This is a genomic window from Petrimonas mucosa (assembly GCF_900095795.1).
GTDB classification, from domain to species: Bacteria; Bacteroidota; Bacteroidia; order Bacteroidales; family Dysgonomonadaceae; genus Petrimonas; species Petrimonas mucosa.
On the sequence record NZ_LT608328.1, the window covers coordinates 2246914 to 2268273 of the forward strand.

A 21360-nucleotide genomic window follows, 5' to 3' on the forward strand; every position below is an offset into this window, starting at 1 on the left:
AACCTAATCCAGTTTCAGCACTGCGAGGAACGCCTTTTGAGGCACCTCCACGTTACCCACCTGTTTCATCCGTTTCTTTCCCTCCTTCTGCTTCTCCAACAGCTTTCGCTTACGCGAGATATCTCCACCATAGCACTTGGCTGTCACATCCTTGCGCACCGCCTTTACCGTCTCACGGGCAATGATCTTGGCTCCGATGGCTGCCTGGATGGCAATATCGAACTGTTGACGGGGAATCAGCTCCTTCAACTTCTCGCACATGCGCCGTCCAAACGACTGTGCGTTGTCGGCATGCGTCAGCGTGGAGAGCGCATCTACCGGCTCGCCGTTGAGCAGGATATCGAGCTTCACCAGCTTCGATGGCCGGAAGTCATGAATGTGGTAGTCGAACGAGGCATACCCCTTGGAGATGCTCTTCAGCTTGTCGTAGAAATCGATCACGATCTCTCCCAATGGCAGGTCGAAGATAATCTCGACCCGGTCTCCCGAGATATACTCCTGCTTGATAAGGATACCCCGCTTGCCAAGACAGAGGGTCATGATCGGACCGATGTAGGTAGTGCTTGTAATGATCGAAGAGCGGATATAGGGCTCCTCAATATGGTCGATAAGTGTCGGGTCGGGCAATCCGGCAGGATTGTGCACCTCCTTCACCGCCCCCTTCTTGTCGTACACCTTATAGGAGACGTTGGGAACCGTAGTGATCACATCCATATTGAACTCCCTCTCCAGCCGCTCCTGAATGATCTCCATGTGCAGCAGTCCAAGGAAGCCGCAACGGAATCCGAATCCCAGCGCGACTGACGACTCGGGCTGGAAGGTGAGCGAAGCATCATTCAGCTGGAGTTTCTCGAGCGACGCCCGCAGATTTTCAAACTCCTCGCTTTCGATGGGATAGACACCGGCAAAAACCATCGGCTTCACCTCCTCAAAACCCTCGATGGCCTTATCGCAAGGGTTCTTCACGTGTGTGATGGTGTCACCCACCTTTACCTCCTTCGACGTCTTGATTCCCGAGATGATATATCCCACATCGCCACACTCTACCCGTTGGCGGGCCTCCATTCCAAGGCGGAGAATTCCCACCTCGTCGGCATCGTACTCCTTGCCGGTATTTACGAACTTCACCAGATCGCCCTTGGCGATGCTGCCGTTCACAATCTTGAAGTAGGCGATGATTCCCCTGAAGGGATTGAATACCGAATCGAAGATCAATGCCTGAAGCGGCGCCTCGGGATCACCTGTCGGCGCAGGAACGCGTTCGATTACTGCGGCCAGGATCTCCTCGATCCCGATCCCCGTCTTCCCGCTTGCACGGAGAATATCGGAGCGCGGACAACCGAGCAGTTCCACGATCTGATCCTCCACCTCATCGGGTCTCGCACTGTCCAGGTCGATCTTGTTGATGATCGGTATGATCTCCAGATCATGTTCAATGGCCATATAGACGTTGGATATGGTCTGGGCCTGGATTCCCTGTGCAGCGTCCACAATCAGCAGTGCACCTTCACAGGCTGCGATGGATCGGGATACCTCGTATGAAAAATCTACGTGTCCCGGAGTGTCGATCAGGTTTAATATATATTTTTCACCACCATACTCGTAGTTCATCTGAACGGCGGTACTCTTGATTGTAATACCGCGTTCGCGTTCCAGGTCCATGCTGTCGAGAACCTGCGCCTGCAGCTCCTTGCTGTCGATGGTCTTGGTAAACTCGAGCAGACGGTCGGCCAGGGTACTCTTCCCGTGATCGATATGAGCAATGATGCAAAAGTTACGTATATTCTTCATTAACAAACCAGTTCTTAAAAATCTGCATTATTGGGTGTTCTCGGGAACGGGATCACGTCGCGGATATTTGTCATGCCGGTAACGAAAAGCATCAACCGTTCAAAGCCGAGACCGAATCCGGCGTGTGGTGCCGTACCGAACTTGCGGATTTCCAGGTACCACCAGATCGGATCGATATGCATGCCAATCTCATTTACGCGTTTCAGCAGCTTATCGTAATTCTCCTCCCTTTCGGATCCGCCGATGATCTCGCCGATCTTCGGGAAGAGGACATCCATCGCCCGCACAGTCTTCCCGTCATCGTTCTGTTTCATATAGAACGACTTGATCTCCTTGGGATAATCGGTAAGAATCACCGGACACTTGAAATGCTTCTCTACCAGGTAGCGTTCGTGTTCCGACTGCAGATCTGCACCCCAGTAGACGGGGAACTCGAACTTCTGTCCCGACTCCTCGAGGATCTTCACCCCTTCGGTATAGGTAAGCCGCACAAAATTGTTGTTCACCACGAAGTTGAGGCGATCGATCAGTTCGTTGTCATACATTTTCGACAGGAACTCAATATCTTCCATGCAGTTGTCGAGAGCGTACCGGATGAGGTATTTCAGGAAATCCTCCGCCAGGTTCATGTTGTCGGTATTGTCGTTGAAGGCCACTTCCGGTTCAATCATCCAGAACTCTGCTAGGTGGCGGGGTGTATTGGAATTCTCTGCACGGAAAGTGGGACCGAACGTGTAGATGGCACCCAATGCCATGGCACCGAGCTCACCCTCGAGCTGACCCGATACCGTAAGGTTGGTCTGCCGGCCGAAAAAGTCTTGCGAAAAATCGATCTTTCCCTCCTCTGTCTTGGGCACACTGTTCATGTCGAGCGTAGTCACCTCAAACATCGATCCGGCACCTTCAGCGTCGGAAGCGGTGATGATAGGGGTATGGAAATAGTAGAATCCCCTGTCGTTGAAATACTTGTGAATGGCGTATGCCATATGGTGGCGTATGCGGAAAATGGCTCCGAACGTATTTGTTCTCGGACGCAGGTAGGCGATCTCACGGAGGAACTCCAGCGAGTGTCCCTTTTTCTGCAGCGGATAGGTTGCCGGATCGGCAGTACCGTAAATCTGAATCTCCTTCGCTTGAATCTCCACCGACTGACCCTGTCCTTGCGACTCCACCAGTATACCGTTCACATTGATGCAGGACCCGGTGGTAATCGGCTTAAGGAACTCTTCGCCAAACAGAGCTATATCAATAACTATCTGTATGTTATTAATGGTGGTCCCATCATTTAACGCCACAAAGCTGACGTTCTTGTTTCCGCGTCTGGTACGCACCCATCCTTTTACATTGATCTCCTTTCCGGTCTCTACCGATTTCAATGCGTCGGCAATTGTTGTTCTCTTCAGTTGTTTCATATTACTCCTACCCCCCTTCACACAACGGATGATCAGGGGAATTTTAATTTAAATGGTTATTCCCGTATTTGTCTTGACTCTCAGGGGAGTAATTAATCAAACGCCCCCATTCTCAGCATATTGACCTCTTTTTCTGTCAGATAGCGCCATTTTCCGCGCGAGAGGTTCTTTTTCGTCAATCCTGCAAAATAGACTCTGTCGAGCTTCATCACCCGATAACCCAACTTCTCGAAGATTCGCCGCACAACGCGGTTCTTGCCGGAATGGATCTCTATACCCACCTGGCTCAGGTCCTCCTCGGTAACGTAGCTGATGGCATCGGCGTGGATCTCACCATCTTCCAGTTCAATACCATCGGCAATGGCCTGCATGTGCTCCATCGCCACAGGTTTATCCAACCAAACCTGATAGATCTTGCGCTTCTCATATTTGGGATGAGTCAGCTTCGATGCCAGGTCACCATCATTTGTCAGCAACAACACACCGGTAGTTGCCCTGTCGAGACGTCCCACCGGATAGATCCGCTCCTTGCAGGCTGCCTTCACCAGATCCATAACCGTCTTCCGGTTTTCAGGATCATCGGTTGTGGTAACAAATCCCTTCGGTTTATTGAGCAAAACATACACCTTGCTCTCCAGCGTTACCGGACGGTCGTGGAATACCACCTCATCGGCACGGGTAATCTTGGTACCCAGCTCGGTAACCACCTGACCGTTCACCTTCACCACACCTGCCTGGATAAACTCATCGGCCTCACGGCGAGAGCAGACACCTGCATTGGCAAGATACTTGTTGAGACGGATCGGAGCTGACGGATCGGCATTCTCCTTATACTTGATCTGCTTGAAGATTTTCTTCTTTTTAACCACCTTCTTCGGGGCCTGATTTACCGGCTGTGCATTCCGGTGCCTGCGAGCAGCATTGCCCTGGTTATTATAACTCCGCTCTCCTCCTGCACCATAAGCGCCTGAAGAGATTCTCTCCCCTACCCTCGGACGACGTTTTCTGCCACCTTCCTGAGGTGTGGAAGCATTCTCGTAATTTCTGTTGTAGTTCTCTTCGTACGATGGACGATAGTTCCCATCTTCGCGCTGTGGTCTTCTTTCAACATTATAATTTCTGTGTGCAGAAGAGTGTCTCTCATTGTTCGCGTCGCCATAATTCCGGCTGGGTCGCGAATCGTTGTTGTTCGTTGCCATTTCTTTTTTTAATTTTTAAATTTCAATAACCTCACGGTTTCCTTTTTAATAATACCTAAAACTGTTCGTTTCATGTTTCTGCAGAAAAAGTAATTCTGCCGATCAAATTCCTGTATAATTCTTGGGCGAAATCGCCTTTAGTTCCTCTTTTATCGATTCGTTTACATCCAACGAGTCGATAAAACTGGAGATGCTCTCCTGGGTTATGTGCCGGTTTGTACGCGTCAGCGCTTTCAGGGCTTCATACGGTTTTGGATAACCCTCCCTGCGTAGAATGGTCTGAATCCCTTCAGCCACTACAGCCCAATTATTCTCCAGATCACGTTCAATCGCCTCCTCATTCAACAGCAGTTTAGTCAACCCTTTTGTAGTGCTTTTAATTGCAATCAAACCGTGTGCCAACGGCATCCCGATATTGCGGATCACGGTAGAGTCGGTCAGGTCGCGCTGCAGCCTCGAGATTGGCAGTTTGGCTGCCAGGTGTTCGAGTAGAGCATTGGCAATCCCAAGGTTTCCCTCGGCATTTTCAAAATCGATGGGATTCACCTTGTGCGGCATGGCCGACGAGCCTACCTCTCCCTCCTTGATGCGCTGCTTGAAATACTCCATCGATATGTATTGCCACATGTCACGCGTCAAATCAACAAGAATGGTGTTGATCCGTTTCAGGGCATCGAAGGAGGCTGCCAGTGCGTCATAGTTCGATATCTGGGTGGTATACTCCTCACGGACCAACCCTAGCTTGTCCGATAAGAAACTCTCCGCAAAGCCTTTCCAGTCAATACCGGGATAGGCCACGCGGTGGGCGTTGAAATTTCCAGTTGCCCCGCCAAACTTGGCTTTTGCCGGAATATGCTTCAGCACTTCAATCTGGTTCCTGAGACGGTACTCGAAAACCCGTATCTCCTTTCCTAACCGGGTGGGAGATGCCGGTTGACCATGCGTCCTCGCCAGCATGGGAATCTCCTTCCACTCTTCGGCAAAACCGGCCAGCAGGCTTGCCAGCTCTTCAAGTTGCGGTACGTAGCTCTTCTCCAATGCTGCTTTCCACATCATCGGCGTGGCCGTATTGTTGATATCCTGCGATGTGAGCCCGAAGTGGATAAACTCCTTGAAAGCTTCGAGATCGAGCTCGTCGAACTTCTCCTTCAGAAAATACTCCACCGCCTTGACGTCGTGATTGGTAATCTTCTCTATCACTTTAATCCGCAAGGCATCCTGTTCCGAAAAATCATCCGCCACCTTCCTGAGCAGATCAAAAACGGAAGAATCCACCTTGTCGAGCGGAGAGATACCCAGTTCACAGAGAGCAATAAAGTACTCCACCTCCACTTTCGTGCGGTATTTAATCAGGGCATATTCCGAGAAATATTGAGTCAGTTCGCATGTTTTGTCCCAGTATCGTCCGTCAATGGGAGAGATGGCGAAAAGTTCGTCGAGTTTCATTATTAACACAATGGTTTTACTGATTTCGGAGCTGGCGAAAATCACTTTCTACCAGGCTTCATTCATCATGCTTTGATTTTCAGTACGTGCCGAAACAATTATTATACATTATATCTTCGTATCGCGAATACAAAAGTAGTGATAATTACAGTGCCGTAAAAATTTTTGTAAAATTATTTACGAATTATTTTGCTGCAAACGAAAAACGCTTTATCTTTGCATCACTTTTTCAGAAAGCAACCTCCAAGAGCGGAGAAAAGCAAAAAAGTAATCGGGCGTTTAGCTCAGCTGGTTCAGAGCATCTGCCTTACAAGCAGAGGGTCGGCGGTTCGAATCCGTCAACGCCCACCACTAAAAATCAAGCACTTGTCGATTCTTCGGTGAGTGCTTTTTTTTATTCCTGGTTATCATCTACCAAACACCTCTCTGTTACGGAAGAAAATAGTTCCGTTGCCTGGAAAATATTTGCCCTTAATCAAAAAGATATAAGATATAACAATTTTTTCAACACCTTTGTTGTTGTAAAACAACTGGATGTCTATCTTTATTATGGATATTGTTCTGTAAACAACCTCTATCTATTGTGCCGGTTGCCCCCTCCTTTTCTCCCGGGCAGTTCTATCCGGGAATGATTCGCTTTCTATTATGATTCATATGCATACAATGTTTACGCATTGAGTTGCTGAATCTGTATGCACAACAAGAAAAAAAATAAACAACGAGATAGAAACAATATACCAATTCGACCTCCAAATTATTTATGATTTCTTCTCTGGCTCAGTCAGACAGGGACCTGGAAGCAACGAAGAGAGACGAAAGGCATTGGGCTTCATAGAAGGGTTATCCGAAATGACGAAAATTGCCGACATCGGTTGTGGAACCGGGGGGCAGACCATGGTTCTTGGAGAGTGCACATCTTGTGAAATCACCGGTGTGGACAGCTTATCGACCAGTTCAACCGGAATGCCAAAGCGCGGAATCTCCAGCACAGGGTAAAAGGGATCGTAGGCGACATGCACGATCTTCCCTTCGAGGAGGAAGAGCTGGACCTCATCTGGAGTGAAGGTGCCATCTACAACAGAAGCAACCTGCAGAAATTCATGATTTCCGGCATAGTATCTATCCCGAGATCGATACAATACCCAACGAGGTTGCCCAGATGCAAAAAGCAGGCTACCTTCCGGTTGCCACTTACATGTTGCCCAAAACCACCTGGGACGACTACTATGGATGGCAAGCGTCGCGACGCGCATCTTTCCTGAAACAACATCAAGGGAACAACGCCGTCAAGGAGTTTGTTGCCACCATGCAACATGAAGCCGAGCTCTATGACAAAGTATAAGGCATATTACGGCTACATGTTTTACATAGGGAAGAAGGTGTGAGGTGCAATTAACCATTGATAAAACTAATGTAAACAAAGTGATCCTTGACCTGGACAAACAGATGGACAAGCACGATTACCTTCTCGAGAAAAGCAATATCTGGCCTCTTTCACATTTTTAGATATTTTTCGTTACTTTTGCCAACAGTTACATGTGAATACAGGTATATCTCAACAGACTTGCTGAAGGAAACCGATGCAGTTATCGGACAGACCAGACGCTGGTGACCGGGGTGGACTTTACATCGAGTACAACTCAAACGAAATAAGAAAATTTTGGTTGATAGATCAAATGAAAAGGTAACGTTGATGGAAAATATCACGACTTTATAGACAAGGTAAACGAAAGAGGCGGTCAACAAAATAGATACCACCTCAACACAAAGCGGCACATTTTCTGACGATATGACTGAAAAAGAACAAAAGATAAAGAGGGTTTTCTTTCGTTAATGGCAGCTCCGGCAAGACGGGCATTAGAACGGGAGGGAATTACTACGCTGGAAAAACTTTCTAATCTTAGTGAAAAGGAAATTGTGGCTTTGCACGGTATGGGGAAAAGCACGTTGCCAATATTGAAGAAGACACTTGAAGCCGAAGGTCTCAGATTCAGAGCAGAAACTTAAAAAGTGCTCAAAAATTGCACTCACACCCTGTTTGGTTTATAAACGATAACCCGATAGTTGGATACAGCAAGCAAAAGAAGGGTATCAGACTGATGTTCTGGAGTAGAGCAGACTTTAACGAAGAAGCCTTGAATGTTTAGGGACCGAAATTTAAGGATGCTTCTGTCTTCTACAACCGTGTAACAGAGGTAAACAGTAAAGAGCTGATTCGGTGGCTTCGATTAAAAGAAAGGGTCGATTTGAACGACTTACATAATTATTCTTTTTCTTTGCAGATGAAAAATGAAACTCACCAAATAAACGAAACCCAAATTGCCGAAGTAATCTCGGAAGTGAATGTAATCAACAGGATTGAAGATGGATTAAATCTATTAGGAACCCTTTACTATCAAGGTTTTGACAAGATTATCCTTCACGAGAAGAACATCACCCCCGATTTCTTCGACCTTAAAAGCGGAATTGCAGGAGAAATCCTCCAAAAGTTTTCCAATTATCGGGTTCGTCTGGCTATTGTTGGAGACTTCACCAAATATGGCAGCAGGAGCCTAAAAGATTTTATAGTTGAGAGTAACAAGAGAAGAGATATTAACTTTGTATCGACCTCTGCAGAAGCAATTAAAATTCTTTCTGCCACATGAATGAAATTGGATTAAAAAAGGGAGCATATCGCCCAACCAAAGAATCGGTGACTTTCTTCAAGACACAGAATGATTTTAGAGAATGGCTTGAAAAAAACCATGAAACGGCAACGGAACTCATTGTCGGATTCTACAAGGTGAATAGTGGCAAACCCTCCATGGTCTGGTCTGAATCGGTAGACCAGGCGCTCTGTTTTGGCTGGATAGATGGGGTCAGGAAATCGATTGATGAAGAGAGCTATTGTATCCGTTTCACACCACGCAGAAGCAATAGCATCTGGAGTGAAATCAATATCAAAAAGGTTGAAAAGCTCACTAAAGCAGGTCTGATGAAACCTGCCGGACTGAAATTGTTTAGTTTGAGAAAAGAGCATAAATCGGGGATCTACTCTTACGAAAATGACGAAGCCTTCCTCGACAAAAGCTATGAGGCACAACTCAGAGCGAACAAAATGGCGTGGGACTTCTTCATAAAGCAGGCGCCCTCCTACCGGAAAGCAGTAGCACGCTGGATCATGAGTGCCAAGCAAGAGCAGACCCGACTAGCCAGATTAATGAAGACAATAAATGTGAGTGAACAGCAGAAACGGCTAACATGAAGTTTTACGTACTCCACCAGGGAATATTTAAACATTGAGGCTTTTCCAAAAGGTCAAAAACATATTATATTTGCATTGTAATAATACTCTATACCACGATATTTTCACAAAACACAACGCATAAAAGAAAGTAGATATATTAAAGTGTAAGAATATGAAAAAGGGAGTATTGATTTGCCTGATATTCGCATTCACCACCAATTTGCCTGCGCAAAACAGTGAGTCGATTGCATTGAACCCGCCCAGCAAGGATCGGGGCAAAAGTGTCATGAGTGCTCTCTGGCAGAGAAAATCGGTAAGAGATTTTGATACTGCAAAGATCACACATCAGGATCTGTCCGATTTGTTGTGGGCCGCAAACGGCATCAACCGTCCAGAAGAGGGGAAGAGGACTGCCCCCTCGGCACTGAATGCACAAGATATTGATATCTATCTTTTCAATGAAACGGGGGTCTATGTCTACAACGCCAAACAACACACGCTTGAATTGGTTGCCAAAGGTGATAACCGGAAGCTATTTTCCGGTCCAGTTGCAACAGACTCCCACCCATCACTGATTTTGTTGCTGGTTTCCGACATCTCCCGTTTCAGAATTGGGGAGAATACCCAAAAGCTGGAATGGGCCGCAATGGATGCCGGCATCGTTGCACAAAACATACTGCTCTTCTGTAGCTCAATTGATATGGTTGGCCGTCCCCGGGCAGGGATGAATAAACAATCAATTAATGAGTTGCTTCACTTAAATGATCAACAATACCCCATGCTAAACATTCCCGTATCGTATAAGAAAGATTGAGCGACAGTGAAGGTATTGCCGCAAGAAAAATCAGAGGCTGTTGTCGCAAAAAGACGTGCTTAGAACAGAAGTTGACGCGTTCGGCAGGCAGATAGGCGGACTCAACCGATTTTATTTGAATAATGCACTGAAGCTAAATACTTTTGCCGAGTAATTTTAAAATTTTATATTGAAAAAATGAAAACAAAAGTATTTACTGTCGTAGGAATGGTTCTGCTGTTCACCACAGGCATCTTCGCCCAAAACAGCAACAAGAGATTTGGATTTGAGATCAATGGCGGGGCCTCATTGGCAACAAAAGAGTTAAACAATACCAGCCTGAATGTCGGTGGAGGGTATGAACTTCTATTACACTACCGCTTGATGACTCATCTCGGGGCTTATGCAGGCTGGGGTTGGAATAAGCTGTCTGCCGACAACTCATTTGCCGGTAACGATGTCTGTTTCGAAGAGACGGGATATCTTCTCGGTCTTCAGTTCACGCATCCGATTGGTGATTCCCCATTTTCATACTATTTACGGGGTGGAGCTTTGTACAACCATATTGAGACTGAAAATAGCGAAGGCGATATCATCAACGATACAGGACATGGATTGGGCTTCCAGCTGGCTGGTGGAGCGAGTTATGACCTGGGAAAGAGTTGGAGTTTAACTGCAGGTCTGAAATTCAACGCGCTGAACCGGGATACAGATTTTAATGGAACGATGATGAACTTCGATTATCACTATCTCTCTCTTCGAATTGGACTGATAAAGCAATTCTGAAAAAGGATAACAGACTATTCCTATTTGGCAAATGGTGTTCAAGATAGACAAGGAACTGATCTCCTATAAGCAGCTGGCTTGGCTGCTTATGGTTTTAGTTGTAGTCATACAGGTCAATGTCATCACGTACAACCATTTCAGTGGCTATTTTGCACTGAAGAACTTCCAGCATTTTCTTTTGCGTCTGGCACGTGGCTGTTCATTAAGCCTATTGGCTTCACTCTTTGTAGCATATTCAGACTTGATGATCATTCAGGTCTTGAAAAGAGAAGCTCCATGGGAAACGAAAGCCATCAAGAGGGTTGTGATTGAATTTGGTTTTACCATCATCATTGCAGTGTTCTTTTCAGTCTGTTTTACACTATTTGCCAATGCATTAAGTCCCTATTCACATGCTTTAAGCAACGTCCTGCTGAACAATGCACTTATATTTTCGGTAGCCAATATTTTATTGATCTCCATCCTCGAAGGTCTGGTCTTCTCTAGGAAGAAAAATGAAGCAGAGCTACTGGCCAACTCCCTGAAAGAGGAATTGACCCAAATCAAGTTCGAGCTGTTGAAGAGTCAGATCAATCCCCATTTTCTCTTCAATAGCTTGAATGTTTTATCGGGATTGATAAGCAAGGATGCAAAGAAGGCGGAACAGTTCGTAGATGAATTTTCACACATCTATCGTTATGTGCTCGACACCATCGAACAGACTGTCACCCCCCTGGAGAAAGAGCTCGACTTTATACGCTCATACTTCTTTCTGCAGGAAATTCGTTACGGAGCCTCTCTCACCCACTCCATCAACCTTCCTGCCTCAATCATGAATTGTTATTTGCCACCCCTCTCCTTCCAGATCATAGTTGAGAATGCGATAAAGCACAACGTGGTTAACGAATCGAAGCCGCTTCATATCGACATCGCTTTTGAAAATAATTTCATCATCATCAGTAATAAGATAGAGCCAAAAATATCTCGCGGCAAATCAACCGGAATTGGTCTAAAGAATCTACAAAAGAGGTATGCTATGATTGGTGGTATACAGCCAGACTTCCATGTGGATAACAACCGGTTTATTGCCAGATTACCTATAATTGAACAATATTGAGTGTTGGATCAACAAAATATCCACATCAGGTTGGAACCATGCAACACAACCGATAGCCAATTGATTAAATATGGATGTATTGATTATTGAAGACGAAAAAATTGCTGCCGAAAAGCTGGAGCGTTTGTTGCTCGAAGTTGACCCTACCATAAAAGTAAGGGCTAAGATCGAGTCGATTAAGAAATCTGTCAACTGGCTCATGAAGAATCAGGCAGATCTGATTTTTCTTGACATACAGCTTTCCGACGGGATCAGTTTCAGCATCTTCGATCAGATACAGATAATAAATACACCCATTATCTTCACAACTGCCTATGACCAGTATGCCATCAAAGCGTTTGAGCTGAACAGCATTGCATATCTTTTAAAACCCATTCGAATTAATGATCTGGAAGCAAGCCTCCGGAAATATAAAACACTAAAAACAAGCTTTACCATCGACTTTGATCACCTGTTGAAGCAAATTGAAGGCAAGGAGGCGGAATACAAGAAGAGATTTATCATCCAAATCGGCGAGAGACTCTCCAAGGTGGATATTGAGAATGTGGCATACTTCTATATATTTGAGAAGTCTGTTTACCTCAAACTGTTCAAGGGCAATAGTTATCCTGTTGATTTTTCACTTGACAAACTAGAGGAAATGGTCAATCCAAACGAATTTTTCCGCATCAATCGCAAGTATCTTGTCAACATGAGATCCATAACCAAGATGACGACATTATCCCGCAGCAGGGTCAAGTTAGAGCTTATCCCACAACCTGAGGATAATTCAGATACAATTGTGAGCATTGAACGGGCTTCCAACTTCTGGAGGTGGCTTGACAGATAGGAGAAACAACCTTTGAAAATTAAAATAATCATGCAAAACAAAAAGATTATCACCAACCTTGTATTTTTGATTGTCCTGTTCGCATCAGCAGCAACGGTTGCAGGAATTTTCTCTACGGGGGGCAGTGGCGAGTATGAATACAGATCGATTCGGGGCCAAACCGTTACAATCCATGGCGATGGCTTGTACCAAGACATGTCGGCCGATGTTGCCATTCAAGGGATAGCCCAGGATTGTGTGACCCTTTTCATCGCCATTCCCTTTCTGCTGGTTGCACTGTACCGCTTCAGAGTTCAATCGCTTACCGGTAAGTTCCTCCTGGCTGGCGTACTAAGTTACTTTTTTGTAACTTATCTCTTTTATATGAACATGGCCATGTATAATGTCATGTTCCTGGTTTATGTAGCCTTAACGGGATTTTCATTTTTTGCCTTTCTCCTCACGCTGTTGTCAATTGAGACCGACCAGCTTCCGGCTATCTTCAGTGAAAAGGCACCAGTTAAGTTTGCGGGTGGATTTTTAATTCTCAACGCAATTATTATCACCCTATTGTGGCTGCGTGTCGTAGTTCCCCCACTACTCGACAGAACCATCATTCCGCTTGAGGTAGAGCATTACACGACGCTTACCGTCCAGGCGTTCGATCTATCGTTATTCCTGCCTTTTTCAATCGTGGCAGGATTATTACTGATCAGAAAAAGTAAATATGGCTATCTTTTTGCCCCGGTCTATCTTGTTTTCCTTTCGTTGCTGATGCTGGCATTGATTGCAAAATTGATTGCCATGTCGATGGACGGTCAAAATGTCATTCCGGCCATCTTTCTTATTCCCGCTATCGCACTTGTTGCGATTGTATGCACAACCATTTTATTGAGAAATATCAATACTCACCATCATGTATAGACATAACAATCATATAGATATAAATATACCTTAAAAATCTCATTTAAAATTCCCAACTCAAGTTAATAGTTTTCAAAGCGGAATTTCTCTTTTTTTTCGAGAGATACCGTTTTATTTTCTTTTCATCTTCACTGTTTCTTGCACGTTTAACGTGTTGATTTACTTTTTATGGTGGCATTTTTATATATATTAACATTATCACTCTTCCAAGGCATGGCAATTCCTTGTCATAAACCCTTTTACGACACGAAAGATGGCGATGGACGATTAAGTGAAAATCCGTCATCCGGTCATCGTTGTCGTTATTCGCTGCTCAAAATCACGCCACCCCGCTTTTCGGTAATACTCCTTTGGCATTTTTACCGTGACCTGCCTGCCGGATTTCACCACTTTTCCCGGCACTCGGATAAACCATTCTCGGAAGGTAGAGTGCTCTTGACGCCAAACCCAAAAGTCGCCCCGGTATCGCATGAGCACCGATAAACTGTAGGCAAATGACGAAAGTTGCCAAAGAATATCGTTTACCCAAAAATCATGCGTGATGGTTTTTCCCGCACAAAGCGAGTTTTTGGTTTGCTCGATCCAATTCTCACTCTCTGATCGGGATCCATAAAGGGTATGGAGCTGCAAGGCATCCAATCCTTTCAGGTTCGAGCAATAGCAAAAGTACTCATACTCGGGTACAAATTGTTTTTCGCCAAAATAATCGACTTCAACCATTTGCTTTATGATGCGCACGGCATAAAACATGCGGGGATTCCTCCAACCGCTACATTGATGTGTAAACTGACAGGTCGCCGTCCGTGGGCCAATCGGCTGCCAAGTCTGCCCGGCAAGTAAATCTTTCAGGTTTTTCAGCTTTACTTTCACCAAATATTCATGTTTACCGTCTTCTAACAAATTAAATAATCCACCATTGAAAAAACCGCTGTCGGCCCTGAAAAACACCTTCTCCACCTTTTGGGGAAGAGCGGCCAAGGTTTCTTTGACAAACTCACAAACCCCGTTTGAGGTGTAAGCTGAACCCGGGCGGAGCCATGAATTGACAAGCAGTTTCATCTCCGTGACAAAACATAAGATGGGGTGATAGCTTTTCGAACCCTTCTTATGCGAGTTATAACCCACCTCAGCCCCTTGTTGGTTGCCGTAAACGGTAAATGTGCTTGAGTCGCAATCAAGCGTCACGCGTTTTAACCCGCAACGGGAAACTTGCAAGCCGGTAAAATCCAATAACAACTCGTGAAGCGAACGGGCGCCCCTTTCACCCAAACCTGTCAAATGGCGGCGTATGGTGTCCTCGTCAATGTTCTTGGGTAACTTCAACAAGCGGGCAACCAAGGCGTCAAAGGTGAAGTTTTCAATCCGCTTCAAACGGTGAACACCGCACAACGATGCCAACAGGATACTTGAGAGTATTTGGGCTGTGCTGAAACGGCTTGCATTGTGGCGGATGGTTGGAAAAAGATGTTCCAGCTTGCCATAAATACCGCAATGGTTGATAAAATCAGAGGTTACGCTTAACCCTGAATATGATGTTAATTGTTCTGAACTGAACTTTTTCTTTACTGAACAGGCAGTAAATGAGATTTTTTTACTATTTTTGTCTTGCATGTGTCGGGTGAATGTTTGTTTTTGTATAACACTTTAAAGATAAATACTTTACCTGACATATGCAACTTTTATTTGAGACTTTTAGGTATACTATTAACCGACTAAACTTAAAATCAGTCGATATTTATTTTTAGTTTACTGTTTATTAATTAGTTGTATTTCTTGCTTGCCTTTTTTCAAAAAGCTCCCCCCCCACTTAGAACAACGACATCTGCACGTTTGCTGGACTTTTATTTCTACTTTTTGTGCGTTTAGTGTAGGCTCTGCGTCCTTCGGTTACTACCCATGTTAAGTTCAAATGGCTTATTAGGTGTATCCTGATCAAAGCAGCAATGGTTGAAAACGCTTTTTTGCTTTCGGACAAAACCCTTACAACGTTCAACAGCAAGTGTGCAATCAGCGTACACCAGATTTGCGTTTTTATTCCGTTCTCTGTTTCTGAGTAAAAGAAATGCAACTGAAAGTTTTGTTTCAGTTTCTTGAACGTCAACTCTATCGTCCAGTGGTATTTATAAATCAAAGCCACCTCTTCGGGCGTTATTTCCCAATTGTTGGTGATAAACTTGTACTTTCTGCCTTTTTCGTCTTTGTAGTAAACCAAGCGAAGACATAGCGTTTCGGGTTTCTTCTCTCGCTTATACTCCAAATGAATGTGTCCTATCTTATAAACGCCAAATTCTTCTTTTGTGAGATTTTTTTCAAAAAGAACCTCCTGTAATTGGGCTTTGGCATTATCTTTCAGGCGGCAGACGAAATTTACGCCCTCCCTTGTCCAATCGGCAAACTGCTGATAAAAGTTGTAGGCTTTATCGAAAACCAACATACTGCCTTTTGCCGGATTTAGATGTGCCAGAAACTTTTTGTCATGCATTTTGGCTTCGCTGATAGTGGCAAAAACCGCCGTGTCGGCGTGTATGTCGGTCAGCATATGCACTTTTAGCCCGCCTTTTTTCTTGCCGTCATCTTTACGGTTGCGCCCAACACCCTTCATGACTTCCGAAAACAGAGTGAATGTGCTTGAATCAAAGGCGTAGAATTCTTCAAAACTCACATCTTTTTTTCGGCTGACCGACAAAAGCGGACGAAAATAAGCTATCAATGCAAAATAATAAAGCTTGAAAAGCTCTTCGCTTCTGTCGCGCAAAGCATCGCCTGCAGTGCTTTTAGCCGGCGAACAGTCCATATTCAGGTAATTCAATTTGCCTTCCAAAGCTCGCATGCTGTCGCACACTTCGCCCATCGAATCGCAGCGTGAAAATATCCCGAATAGCATGACAATTAGCTGATCCCATGAAAAAAGGTTTTATAATAACGGTCGCTACCGCATTGTTGTACCAATAAGTCAAACTGCTCGCGTGGCAGCATTTTTACAATTTGTTTAAAAATCGGCTGACCGACTAAATTTTTTGTCTTACCTTTGCTCATAGTTGAAAATTTGCGTTGCAATACAAATTTACAACTTAGGGGTGAAACTTAGGTGGAACCCCTACTTTTTTCTAAATATTTTTGTCGGTCAGTAGTGATAGTTAATATAATGTTAAACCTGTACATTGCATGTTGCCAAAAGTTGTACACTCAACATTGCCATTTTTTGTACATTGTAAATTTGCTAGTTACAAATATATCAAAATATCATTTAAATAAACGATAAAATGAAATATCGTGAAGTAACTATGCTTATACCTTTGGGAACACCCAGGGATCTCTGTAAACAGGCTTCAGATACTTGTCAGCCTCAGCAGAGCCAAAAGTCCTTTTCTTATCATCATACCGCAATGATGTACCACTCAATCTGGCAGCAATATTACCCAGCTGGGCATATTTAGCACTCAAGCTGCCCGTTTCAATTGAGCATGCAGTATTCCTGTCCCTTTTCTTCACGCAATCCAGGAAATTCATAACATGATCCCTGTGATCCTTATAGTCCGCCTTCACAATCTTCTCTGCAACCGATTCACCTTTAGGAAACACCTGCCAATCGTCCCTGTTTGCAACCAAAGTACCGTTACTACCAGTGAAAATCAATCCATAATTTTTGCCATACGGACCAAATTCCATGCCCGCATTATTCTCCCAGGTCATTATATAATCATCAAACTGGTAAAGTACCGACTGAGTATCAAAAGTTTCATGCACACCATCAGGGAAAAGGAAATTACCACCGTTAGCCTGAACAGAAAGAGGCATTGACTTCACCCTCTTCGCCCACAAAGCCATATCCAGCAGATGCACACCCCAGTCGGTCATCAGTCCACCACCATAATCCCAAAACATCCTCCATGAACCGTGAAAACGCTGACTGTTGAAATTACGGTCAGGTGCAGGCCCCAGCCATGTATCAAAATCAACACCTTCCGGTACTTCCGAATCAGGAACCCTATTGGTTATAGCAGCATAATTAAAGTTAGCATACACATGAATACGTGCAATATCACCCAATATACCAGAGTCAAGATATTCAATCATCTCCTTCCAAAGATTAGCACTCCTCTGCTGCTGACCAACCTGCACCACCCTCTCATACCTGTTTGCAGCCTCAACCATCACATCACATTCAGCTATTGAGTTACCGATAGGCTTCTCAACGTAAACATCCTTACCAGCTTTGCAGGCATCAACAAACTGCAGGCAATGCCAGTGATCCGGGGTTCCAATTATCACCGCATCAATATCCTTTCTATCAAGAATACGCCTATAATCACCATACAGATCAAATTTCTCATTCTGCAAGGAAGCCAGATCCTTTGCGCGAGAGTTCAGAACCGAATTATCAATATCACATAAAGCCAGGCATCGCACTTCGTCCGACTTCATAAAATCAGACAAGTTGCTCCACCCCATATTGCGGCAACCAATCAGCGCAACATTAATCCTGTCGCTTGCAGATACAGCAGAAGTTGCAGAGCTCAGATACGACGGCATAGCCATCCCTGCGGCAACAGTAGCAGAAGTTTTCTTCAAAAAAGAACGTCTTGATATTTTCATAGCCAAAATAAATAATAGTTAGGAAGTGCAAGTTAACTTAATTTGTTTTTAAATAAACAAATATTGATTGTTTTTCTAAATCGAGTTTTTAACAGCATCCAGTATTTCCTTTGCAAGAATATCTGATATTCACGGCAATTCAAAGTTGTTTAATCAAACATCGGTATAAATATTTCCTCGATCCTTTTTTTCAAGTCCTGCTTAGTAGACTCGAACAGCTCACCTAAAGAGGGTTTCTCATTAAGTGGAGAAGATAATAATTCCCGTTTTATTATTGGCAGCTGAAAAGCTCTAATTAATATCTCTTTATTATCAGCCAAGGCATCCTTTATGGATAGAGATGTCTCATTCTCTTGATTCTGACTGATTGTATTTGGATAGAACAGTATAATCTCATCTACTTTAAATCTCACTGCATAAGCCAGCATCTGATAAAGGTCGCTCTGAGATATCCCCTTTTTAGGATCCTCCTCACTCGAGTAAACAATCTTATACTTAGTCGAGCCTTAAAAAGCCCATTTTTCTCTGGTTTGTAAAATTTCACCTCCCCTGATGGGGTGAAGTTGCCTGTTCAGGAACACAATTATCTTTTCAAGGAAGAGCCAAAAAGATGACTTCCGCTTGTTCATCATCCTTTTGAAGTTGAATCCGGCAGCTGCGAGCATAACATTGATCTCATCCCCGGTGATTCCCTTGTAGTAATTGCAGGAGAGACGGTGATCTTCTTTCAGGTGTCCGATTACAGGCTCAATACCTGCCCGCTTGCGGAAGTACTTTCTCTCTTTATTCTTCCTATAGGTGCTTAGAGCCTTTGAAAAGGATTTGGGGATGTGGATGAGTGTATCCCTGACTTTACTTCTTCCCCGGTACCCCCTGTCGCAGATACCGTTTCGGGGTTTTCTTTCCGTCAACTTCTCTACTTGCTCGATAGCCTTGTCTAGCGTGTGCCCGTCAAATTCATTTCTAAAACTCAGTGCTCCAACAATTACACCGCTACCGGTTCGTGTGATGGATACCTTGTTTCCAAACTCGTACAGTTTATGCTCTTTCCCCTTGCTGATGCATTGCACATCCACCTCGTGCAGTGAATAAACCTTGTTCTTGTCTTTCTTCTTCTGGGCCAGTACCCGCTTGTACAGGTCCAGTTCATTCCGGTAACCATCAACCATGGTACCCAGCTTCCTTTCCACATCGCGTACCAGCCGTCCGGCTATGGTTCTCACTTTCTTATCCGCTTTCCTGGCTTTACCCTTGTTTCGTGGGTGATTTCGGAAGCGCTGATCGTAGGAAAGATCTTTCAGGATTCGCCTGTAACTCTGGCGCAAATCCAAACTGTTCCTGTCTGCTATCTTCCAGCACCTCTTGATAATCTTCTTTGCCAGTTTGTCATCCGTGGGGAAGGTGATATTTTTCTCCTGGACAGTGGTGTCGATGTAAACGTCCTTGTCGTTCGAGTCTTTACCATTGATACGGATGCTCTCCCTTAAGATCAGCTCAATACCCTCTTTGCCGATGCGGTGACGGAAATGAACCAACTCTGACGCTTCACAAGGAACACGAGGTTGGAATTCCTGTTCACCACAAAAATACTGGTAGTAATTGTTTTCACTCCATTGTTCCACCACGCTTTCATCCGAGAGATCTCGGATGTGTTTCAGGATCAATAATCCCACCATCAGGCGAATGGGCTTCGCCGGACGTCCGTGATCGGGACAATATAGGGGTGAGAACTCTCTTTCAAACATCTCCCAATCAATTTTATTGGCCAGAATGAATAGCGGGTGCTTATGATTCAATGTGCTTTCCAGTGAAAAGAACAATGAGTGTTGTGAACGGTCTTGTTGTTTTGCCAGCATGATTTTCTGCAAGATTTATATCTCAAATTTACGAAAACTTGCAGATATAACCAAGGAAAATATCTATTATTTTACTGTATCATAGACGATTGAATACTTTTTAAGGGCTGACTAAATACAATTAATGTGCTCGGTTATTACGGGCTAATACAATTGGCAATATTGATGTTACTCTCATTGTTGAACAGTGCATATTTCTTCCTGGCAACAGCCAAGTTTGGTTTGATGCAATGGTTGGCCTTTAATGCCTGTTCCCTATCCATCATTGCATATCTGGCCTGCTTTATTTGCTTCCAAATTACAAGGAAGGATCTAGTTCTTGCAATTGCATTGCTACCACAATATTATTATGGTACAATGGGACTATTTGTAGTATCATGGGATGCAGCCAATCTGGTTCCACAGATTACCCACATAATCATTACACTTAATGTCATCTGGATCATATTTCTATTGTTGAAAGGGTCGAAATATGACCTAAGTTCAACTTAGAAGTGCAACATCCACGTGTTGTTTTTTGAAATGATTCTTCACAACAATCATGAAAAACACCGGGGGGGTTTGCCTAACGGCCGGGGGCGCGCAAGCCCCCGAAGAGAGTCGGACAGCAACATAAAAGAAAAAGGAGACCGAAGTCTCCCTAAAATTAACTATTATGTTGCTTATGAAAAAATACAAACAGTTAACTTCAGAACAAAGGTACGCGATTTATTTAGGTTTAGAAAACGGTGACACCCAGCGGACGATCGCGAGCTTGATAGGTGTCAGTCCTTCAGCGGTGTCCAGGGAGTTGCAGCGCAACAAGGACAAGCGCGGGGGCGACCTTTACAAGCATTGCCGTCACAGGCTCAAGCACCGCAAGAGACCGGTGGGCTCCGTTAGAGGCATCCCCAACCGCAGGAGCATCCGGGAAAGGCCCGTGGAGGCCGACGGGAAGCGCTTCGGCGACTTCGAGATGGACACGATGATAGGGGCCGACCAGTCGGAGGCGATACTGACGGTGACGGAAAGGAAGACGAACCTCGTGATGATCGGGGAACTGCCCCGCGGAAGGGACTCGAAAGGGTTGGCCAAGGTGCTGTGCCGCATGTTGCTACCCTACAAGGACGTGATAAGGACGATCACCACGGACAACGGCTTGGAGTTCGCGGCGCACGAACGGATCACGGAGATGCTGGAAGCCCCGGTGTACTTCACCGACCCCTATTTGGCATGGCAAAAAGGATCGATCGAAAACGCGAACAAGCTCATCCGGCAATACATCCCCAAGGGGGCGTCCTTCAAGGACTATCCACCCGACAGATTGAAGCGGATACAGCACAGGCTGAATGAAAGACCGAGGAAAAAATTGGACTTTAACACACCCAAAGTTGAGTTTTACAAACAATTAATGTAAATTGCACTTGCTGCTTGACTCTGCCATTCAG

19 protein-coding genes, 1 tRNA gene and 1 pseudogene are annotated in these 21360 nt (G+C 44.8%); 11 read left to right on the top strand and 10 right to left on the bottom strand.

Going from position 1 to position 21360, the window contains the following annotated elements:
- Positions 1–3: 3 nt before the first annotated feature.
- The 4 genes from lepA to purB all read right to left on the bottom strand — a co-directional run bounded on the left by lepA (position 4) and on the right by purB (position 5848).
- Entirely contained in the window at positions 4–1791 is a 1788-nt protein-coding gene (lepA, locus tag ING2E5A_RS09120; protein WP_071137146.1) for a translation elongation factor 4, read from the bottom strand.
- A gap of 14 nt (positions 1792–1805) precedes the next feature.
- Entirely contained in the window at positions 1806–3203 is a 1398-nt protein-coding gene (asnS, locus tag ING2E5A_RS09125) for an asparagine--tRNA ligase (RefSeq protein WP_071137147.1), read from the bottom strand.
- A 92-nt stretch (positions 3204–3295) separates the two neighbouring features.
- Entirely contained in the window at positions 3296–4402 is a 1107-nt protein-coding gene (locus ING2E5A_RS09130; RefSeq protein WP_071137148.1) for a pseudouridine synthase, read from the bottom strand.
- 102 nt (positions 4403–4504) lie between these two features.
- On the bottom strand, positions 4505–5848 hold the full coding sequence (gene purB, locus ING2E5A_RS09135) for an adenylosuccinate lyase (RefSeq protein ID WP_071137149.1): 1344 nt from the start codon (positions 5846–5848) through the stop codon (positions 4505–4507).
- Between the two features lie 273 nt (positions 5849–6121).
- Between purB and ING2E5A_RS09140 the strand changes: the two genes are divergently transcribed.
- The 9 genes and pseudogenes from ING2E5A_RS09140 (at position 6122) to ING2E5A_RS09185 (ending at position 13481) form a co-directional block, all read left to right on the top strand.
- Positions 6122–6199 (top strand) — tRNA-Val (locus tag ING2E5A_RS09140).
- A 360-nt stretch (positions 6200–6559) separates the two neighbouring features.
- Positions 6560–7233 (top strand): annotated as a pseudogene (locus ING2E5A_RS09145) (class I SAM-dependent methyltransferase).
- Positions 7234–8130: 897 nt separating this feature from the next.
- Complete coding sequence (locus ING2E5A_RS09155; RefSeq protein WP_071137150.1) at positions 8131–8493, top strand: DUF4180 domain-containing protein; 363 nt, start codon at positions 8131–8133, stop codon at positions 8491–8493.
- On the top strand, positions 8490–9092 hold the full coding sequence (locus ING2E5A_RS09160) for a YdeI/OmpD-associated family protein (RefSeq protein WP_071137151.1): 603 nt from the start codon (positions 8490–8492) through the stop codon (positions 9090–9092). Before ING2E5A_RS09155 ends, ING2E5A_RS09160 begins: the two co-directional genes overlap by 4 nt.
- 154 nt (positions 9093–9246) lie before the next feature.
- Complete coding sequence (locus ING2E5A_RS09165; protein ID WP_071137152.1) at positions 9247–9888, top strand: SagB/ThcOx family dehydrogenase; 642 nt, start codon at positions 9247–9249, stop codon at positions 9886–9888.
- 177 nt (positions 9889–10065) lie between these two features.
- Entirely contained in the window at positions 10066–10653 is a 588-nt protein-coding gene (locus tag ING2E5A_RS09170) for an outer membrane beta-barrel protein (RefSeq protein ID WP_083373271.1), read from the top strand.
- A 31-nt stretch (positions 10654–10684) separates the two neighbouring features.
- Entirely contained in the window at positions 10685–11749 is a 1065-nt protein-coding gene (locus ING2E5A_RS09175; protein WP_071137153.1) for a sensor histidine kinase, read from the top strand.
- 70 nt (positions 11750–11819) lie between these two features.
- Positions 11820–12578, top strand: a complete 759-nt coding sequence (locus tag ING2E5A_RS09180) for a LytR/AlgR family response regulator transcription factor (protein ID WP_071137154.1) — start codon at positions 11820–11822, stop codon at positions 12576–12578.
- 30 nt (positions 12579–12608) lie between these two features.
- Positions 12609–13481: a hypothetical protein gene (locus ING2E5A_RS09185; RefSeq protein ID WP_071137155.1), complete on the top strand. Its 873-nt coding sequence runs from the start codon at positions 12609–12611 to the stop codon at positions 13479–13481.
- Between the two features lie 282 nt (positions 13482–13763).
- Here the strand turns inward: ING2E5A_RS09185 and ING2E5A_RS09190 are convergent, their stop codons facing one another.
- The 6 genes from ING2E5A_RS09190 to ING2E5A_RS09210 all read right to left on the bottom strand — a co-directional run bounded on the left by ING2E5A_RS09190 (position 13764) and on the right by ING2E5A_RS09210 (position 19933).
- Positions 13764–15092 carry an IS1380 family transposase gene (locus tag ING2E5A_RS09190; protein WP_071136792.1) on the bottom strand — a complete coding sequence of 443 codons (1329 nt, stop codon included), beginning with the start codon at positions 15090–15092 and terminating at the stop codon, positions 13764–13766.
- A gap of 196 nt (positions 15093–15288) precedes the next feature.
- Entirely contained in the window at positions 15289–16365 is a 1077-nt protein-coding gene (locus ING2E5A_RS09195; protein WP_083373272.1) for an IS4 family transposase, read from the bottom strand.
- A 5-nt stretch (positions 16366–16370) separates the two neighbouring features.
- Positions 16371–16517, bottom strand: a complete 147-nt coding sequence (locus tag ING2E5A_RS15050; protein WP_083373273.1) for a DUF4372 domain-containing protein — start codon at positions 16515–16517, stop codon at positions 16371–16373.
- A 252-nt stretch (positions 16518–16769) separates the two neighbouring features.
- Complete coding sequence (locus tag ING2E5A_RS09200; RefSeq protein ID WP_071137157.1) at positions 16770–18077, bottom strand: Gfo/Idh/MocA family oxidoreductase; 1308 nt, start codon at positions 18075–18077, stop codon at positions 16770–16772.
- 149 nt (positions 18078–18226) lie between these two features.
- Complete coding sequence (locus ING2E5A_RS15930) at positions 18227–18565, bottom strand: 5-methylcytosine restriction system specificity protein McrC (protein WP_083373274.1); 339 nt, start codon at positions 18563–18565, stop codon at positions 18227–18229.
- An 18-nt stretch (positions 18566–18583) separates the two neighbouring features.
- Positions 18584–19933 (bottom strand): IS5 family transposase, encoded by a 1350-nt coding sequence (locus ING2E5A_RS09210; protein WP_071137159.1) that lies wholly within the window; start codon positions 19931–19933, stop codon positions 18584–18586.
- Positions 19934–20098: 165 nt separating this feature from the next.
- On the opposite strand from ING2E5A_RS09210, the gene ING2E5A_RS09215 reads away from it, so the two are divergent.
- Complete coding sequence (locus tag ING2E5A_RS09215) at positions 20099–20425, top strand: hypothetical protein (RefSeq protein WP_154670069.1); 327 nt, start codon at positions 20099–20101, stop codon at positions 20423–20425.
- Positions 20426–20597: 172 nt separating this feature from the next.
- Positions 20598–21329, top strand: a complete 732-nt coding sequence (locus ING2E5A_RS09220) for an IS30 family transposase (RefSeq protein ID WP_071137161.1) — start codon at positions 20598–20600, stop codon at positions 21327–21329.
- The last annotated feature ends 31 nt before the right edge of the window (positions 21330–21360 follow it).

Bases quoted from the DNA above. Each gene is read 5' to 3' on its own strand.
- lepA (WP_071137146.1), bottom strand. From the start codon at position 1,791: ATGAAGAATATACGTAACTTTTGCATCATTGCTCATATCGATCACGGG.
- asnS (WP_071137147.1), bottom strand. From the start codon at position 3,203: ATGAAACAACTGAAGAGAACAACAATTGCCGACGCATTGAAATCGGTA.
- ING2E5A_RS09130 (WP_071137148.1), bottom strand. From the start codon at position 4,402: ATGGCAACGAACAACAACGATTCGCGACCCAGCCGGAATTATGGCGAC.
- purB (WP_071137149.1), bottom strand. From the start codon at position 5,848: ATGAAACTCGACGAACTTTTCGCCATCTCTCCCATTGACGGACGATAC.
- ING2E5A_RS09155 (WP_071137150.1), top strand. From the start codon at position 8,131: ATGAAAAATGAAACTCACCAAATAAACGAAACCCAAATTGCCGAAGTA.
- ING2E5A_RS09160 (WP_071137151.1), top strand. From the start codon at position 8,490: ATGAATGAAATTGGATTAAAAAAGGGAGCATATCGCCCAACCAAAGAA.
- ING2E5A_RS09165 (WP_071137152.1), top strand. From the start codon at position 9,247: ATGAAAAAGGGAGTATTGATTTGCCTGATATTCGCATTCACCACCAAT.
- ING2E5A_RS09170 (WP_083373271.1), top strand. From the start codon at position 10,066: ATGAAAACAAAAGTATTTACTGTCGTAGGAATGGTTCTGCTGTTCACC.
- ING2E5A_RS09175 (WP_071137153.1), top strand. From the start codon at position 10,685: ATGGTGTTCAAGATAGACAAGGAACTGATCTCCTATAAGCAGCTGGCT.
- ING2E5A_RS09180 (WP_071137154.1), top strand. From the start codon at position 11,820: ATGGATGTATTGATTATTGAAGACGAAAAAATTGCTGCCGAAAAGCTG.
- ING2E5A_RS09185 (WP_071137155.1), top strand. From the start codon at position 12,609: ATGCAAAACAAAAAGATTATCACCAACCTTGTATTTTTGATTGTCCTG.
- ING2E5A_RS09190 (WP_071136792.1), bottom strand. From the start codon at position 15,092: ATGCAAGACAAAAATAGTAAAAAAATCTCATTTACTGCCTGTTCAGTA.
- ING2E5A_RS09195 (WP_083373272.1), bottom strand. From the start codon at position 16,365: ATGCTATTCGGGATATTTTCACGCTGCGATTCGATGGGCGAAGTGTGC.
- ING2E5A_RS15050 (WP_083373273.1), bottom strand. From the start codon at position 16,517: ATGAGCAAAGGTAAGACAAAAAATTTAGTCGGTCAGCCGATTTTTAAA.
- ING2E5A_RS09200 (WP_071137157.1), bottom strand. From the start codon at position 18,077: ATGAAAATATCAAGACGTTCTTTTTTGAAGAAAACTTCTGCTACTGTT.
- ING2E5A_RS09210 (WP_071137159.1), bottom strand. From the start codon at position 19,933: ATGCTGGCAAAACAACAAGACCGTTCACAACACTCATTGTTCTTTTCA.
- ING2E5A_RS09215 (WP_154670069.1), top strand. From the start codon at position 20,099: ATGTTACTCTCATTGTTGAACAGTGCATATTTCTTCCTGGCAACAGCC.
- ING2E5A_RS09220 (WP_071137161.1), top strand. From the start codon at position 20,598: ATGAAAAAATACAAACAGTTAACTTCAGAACAAAGGTACGCGATTTAT.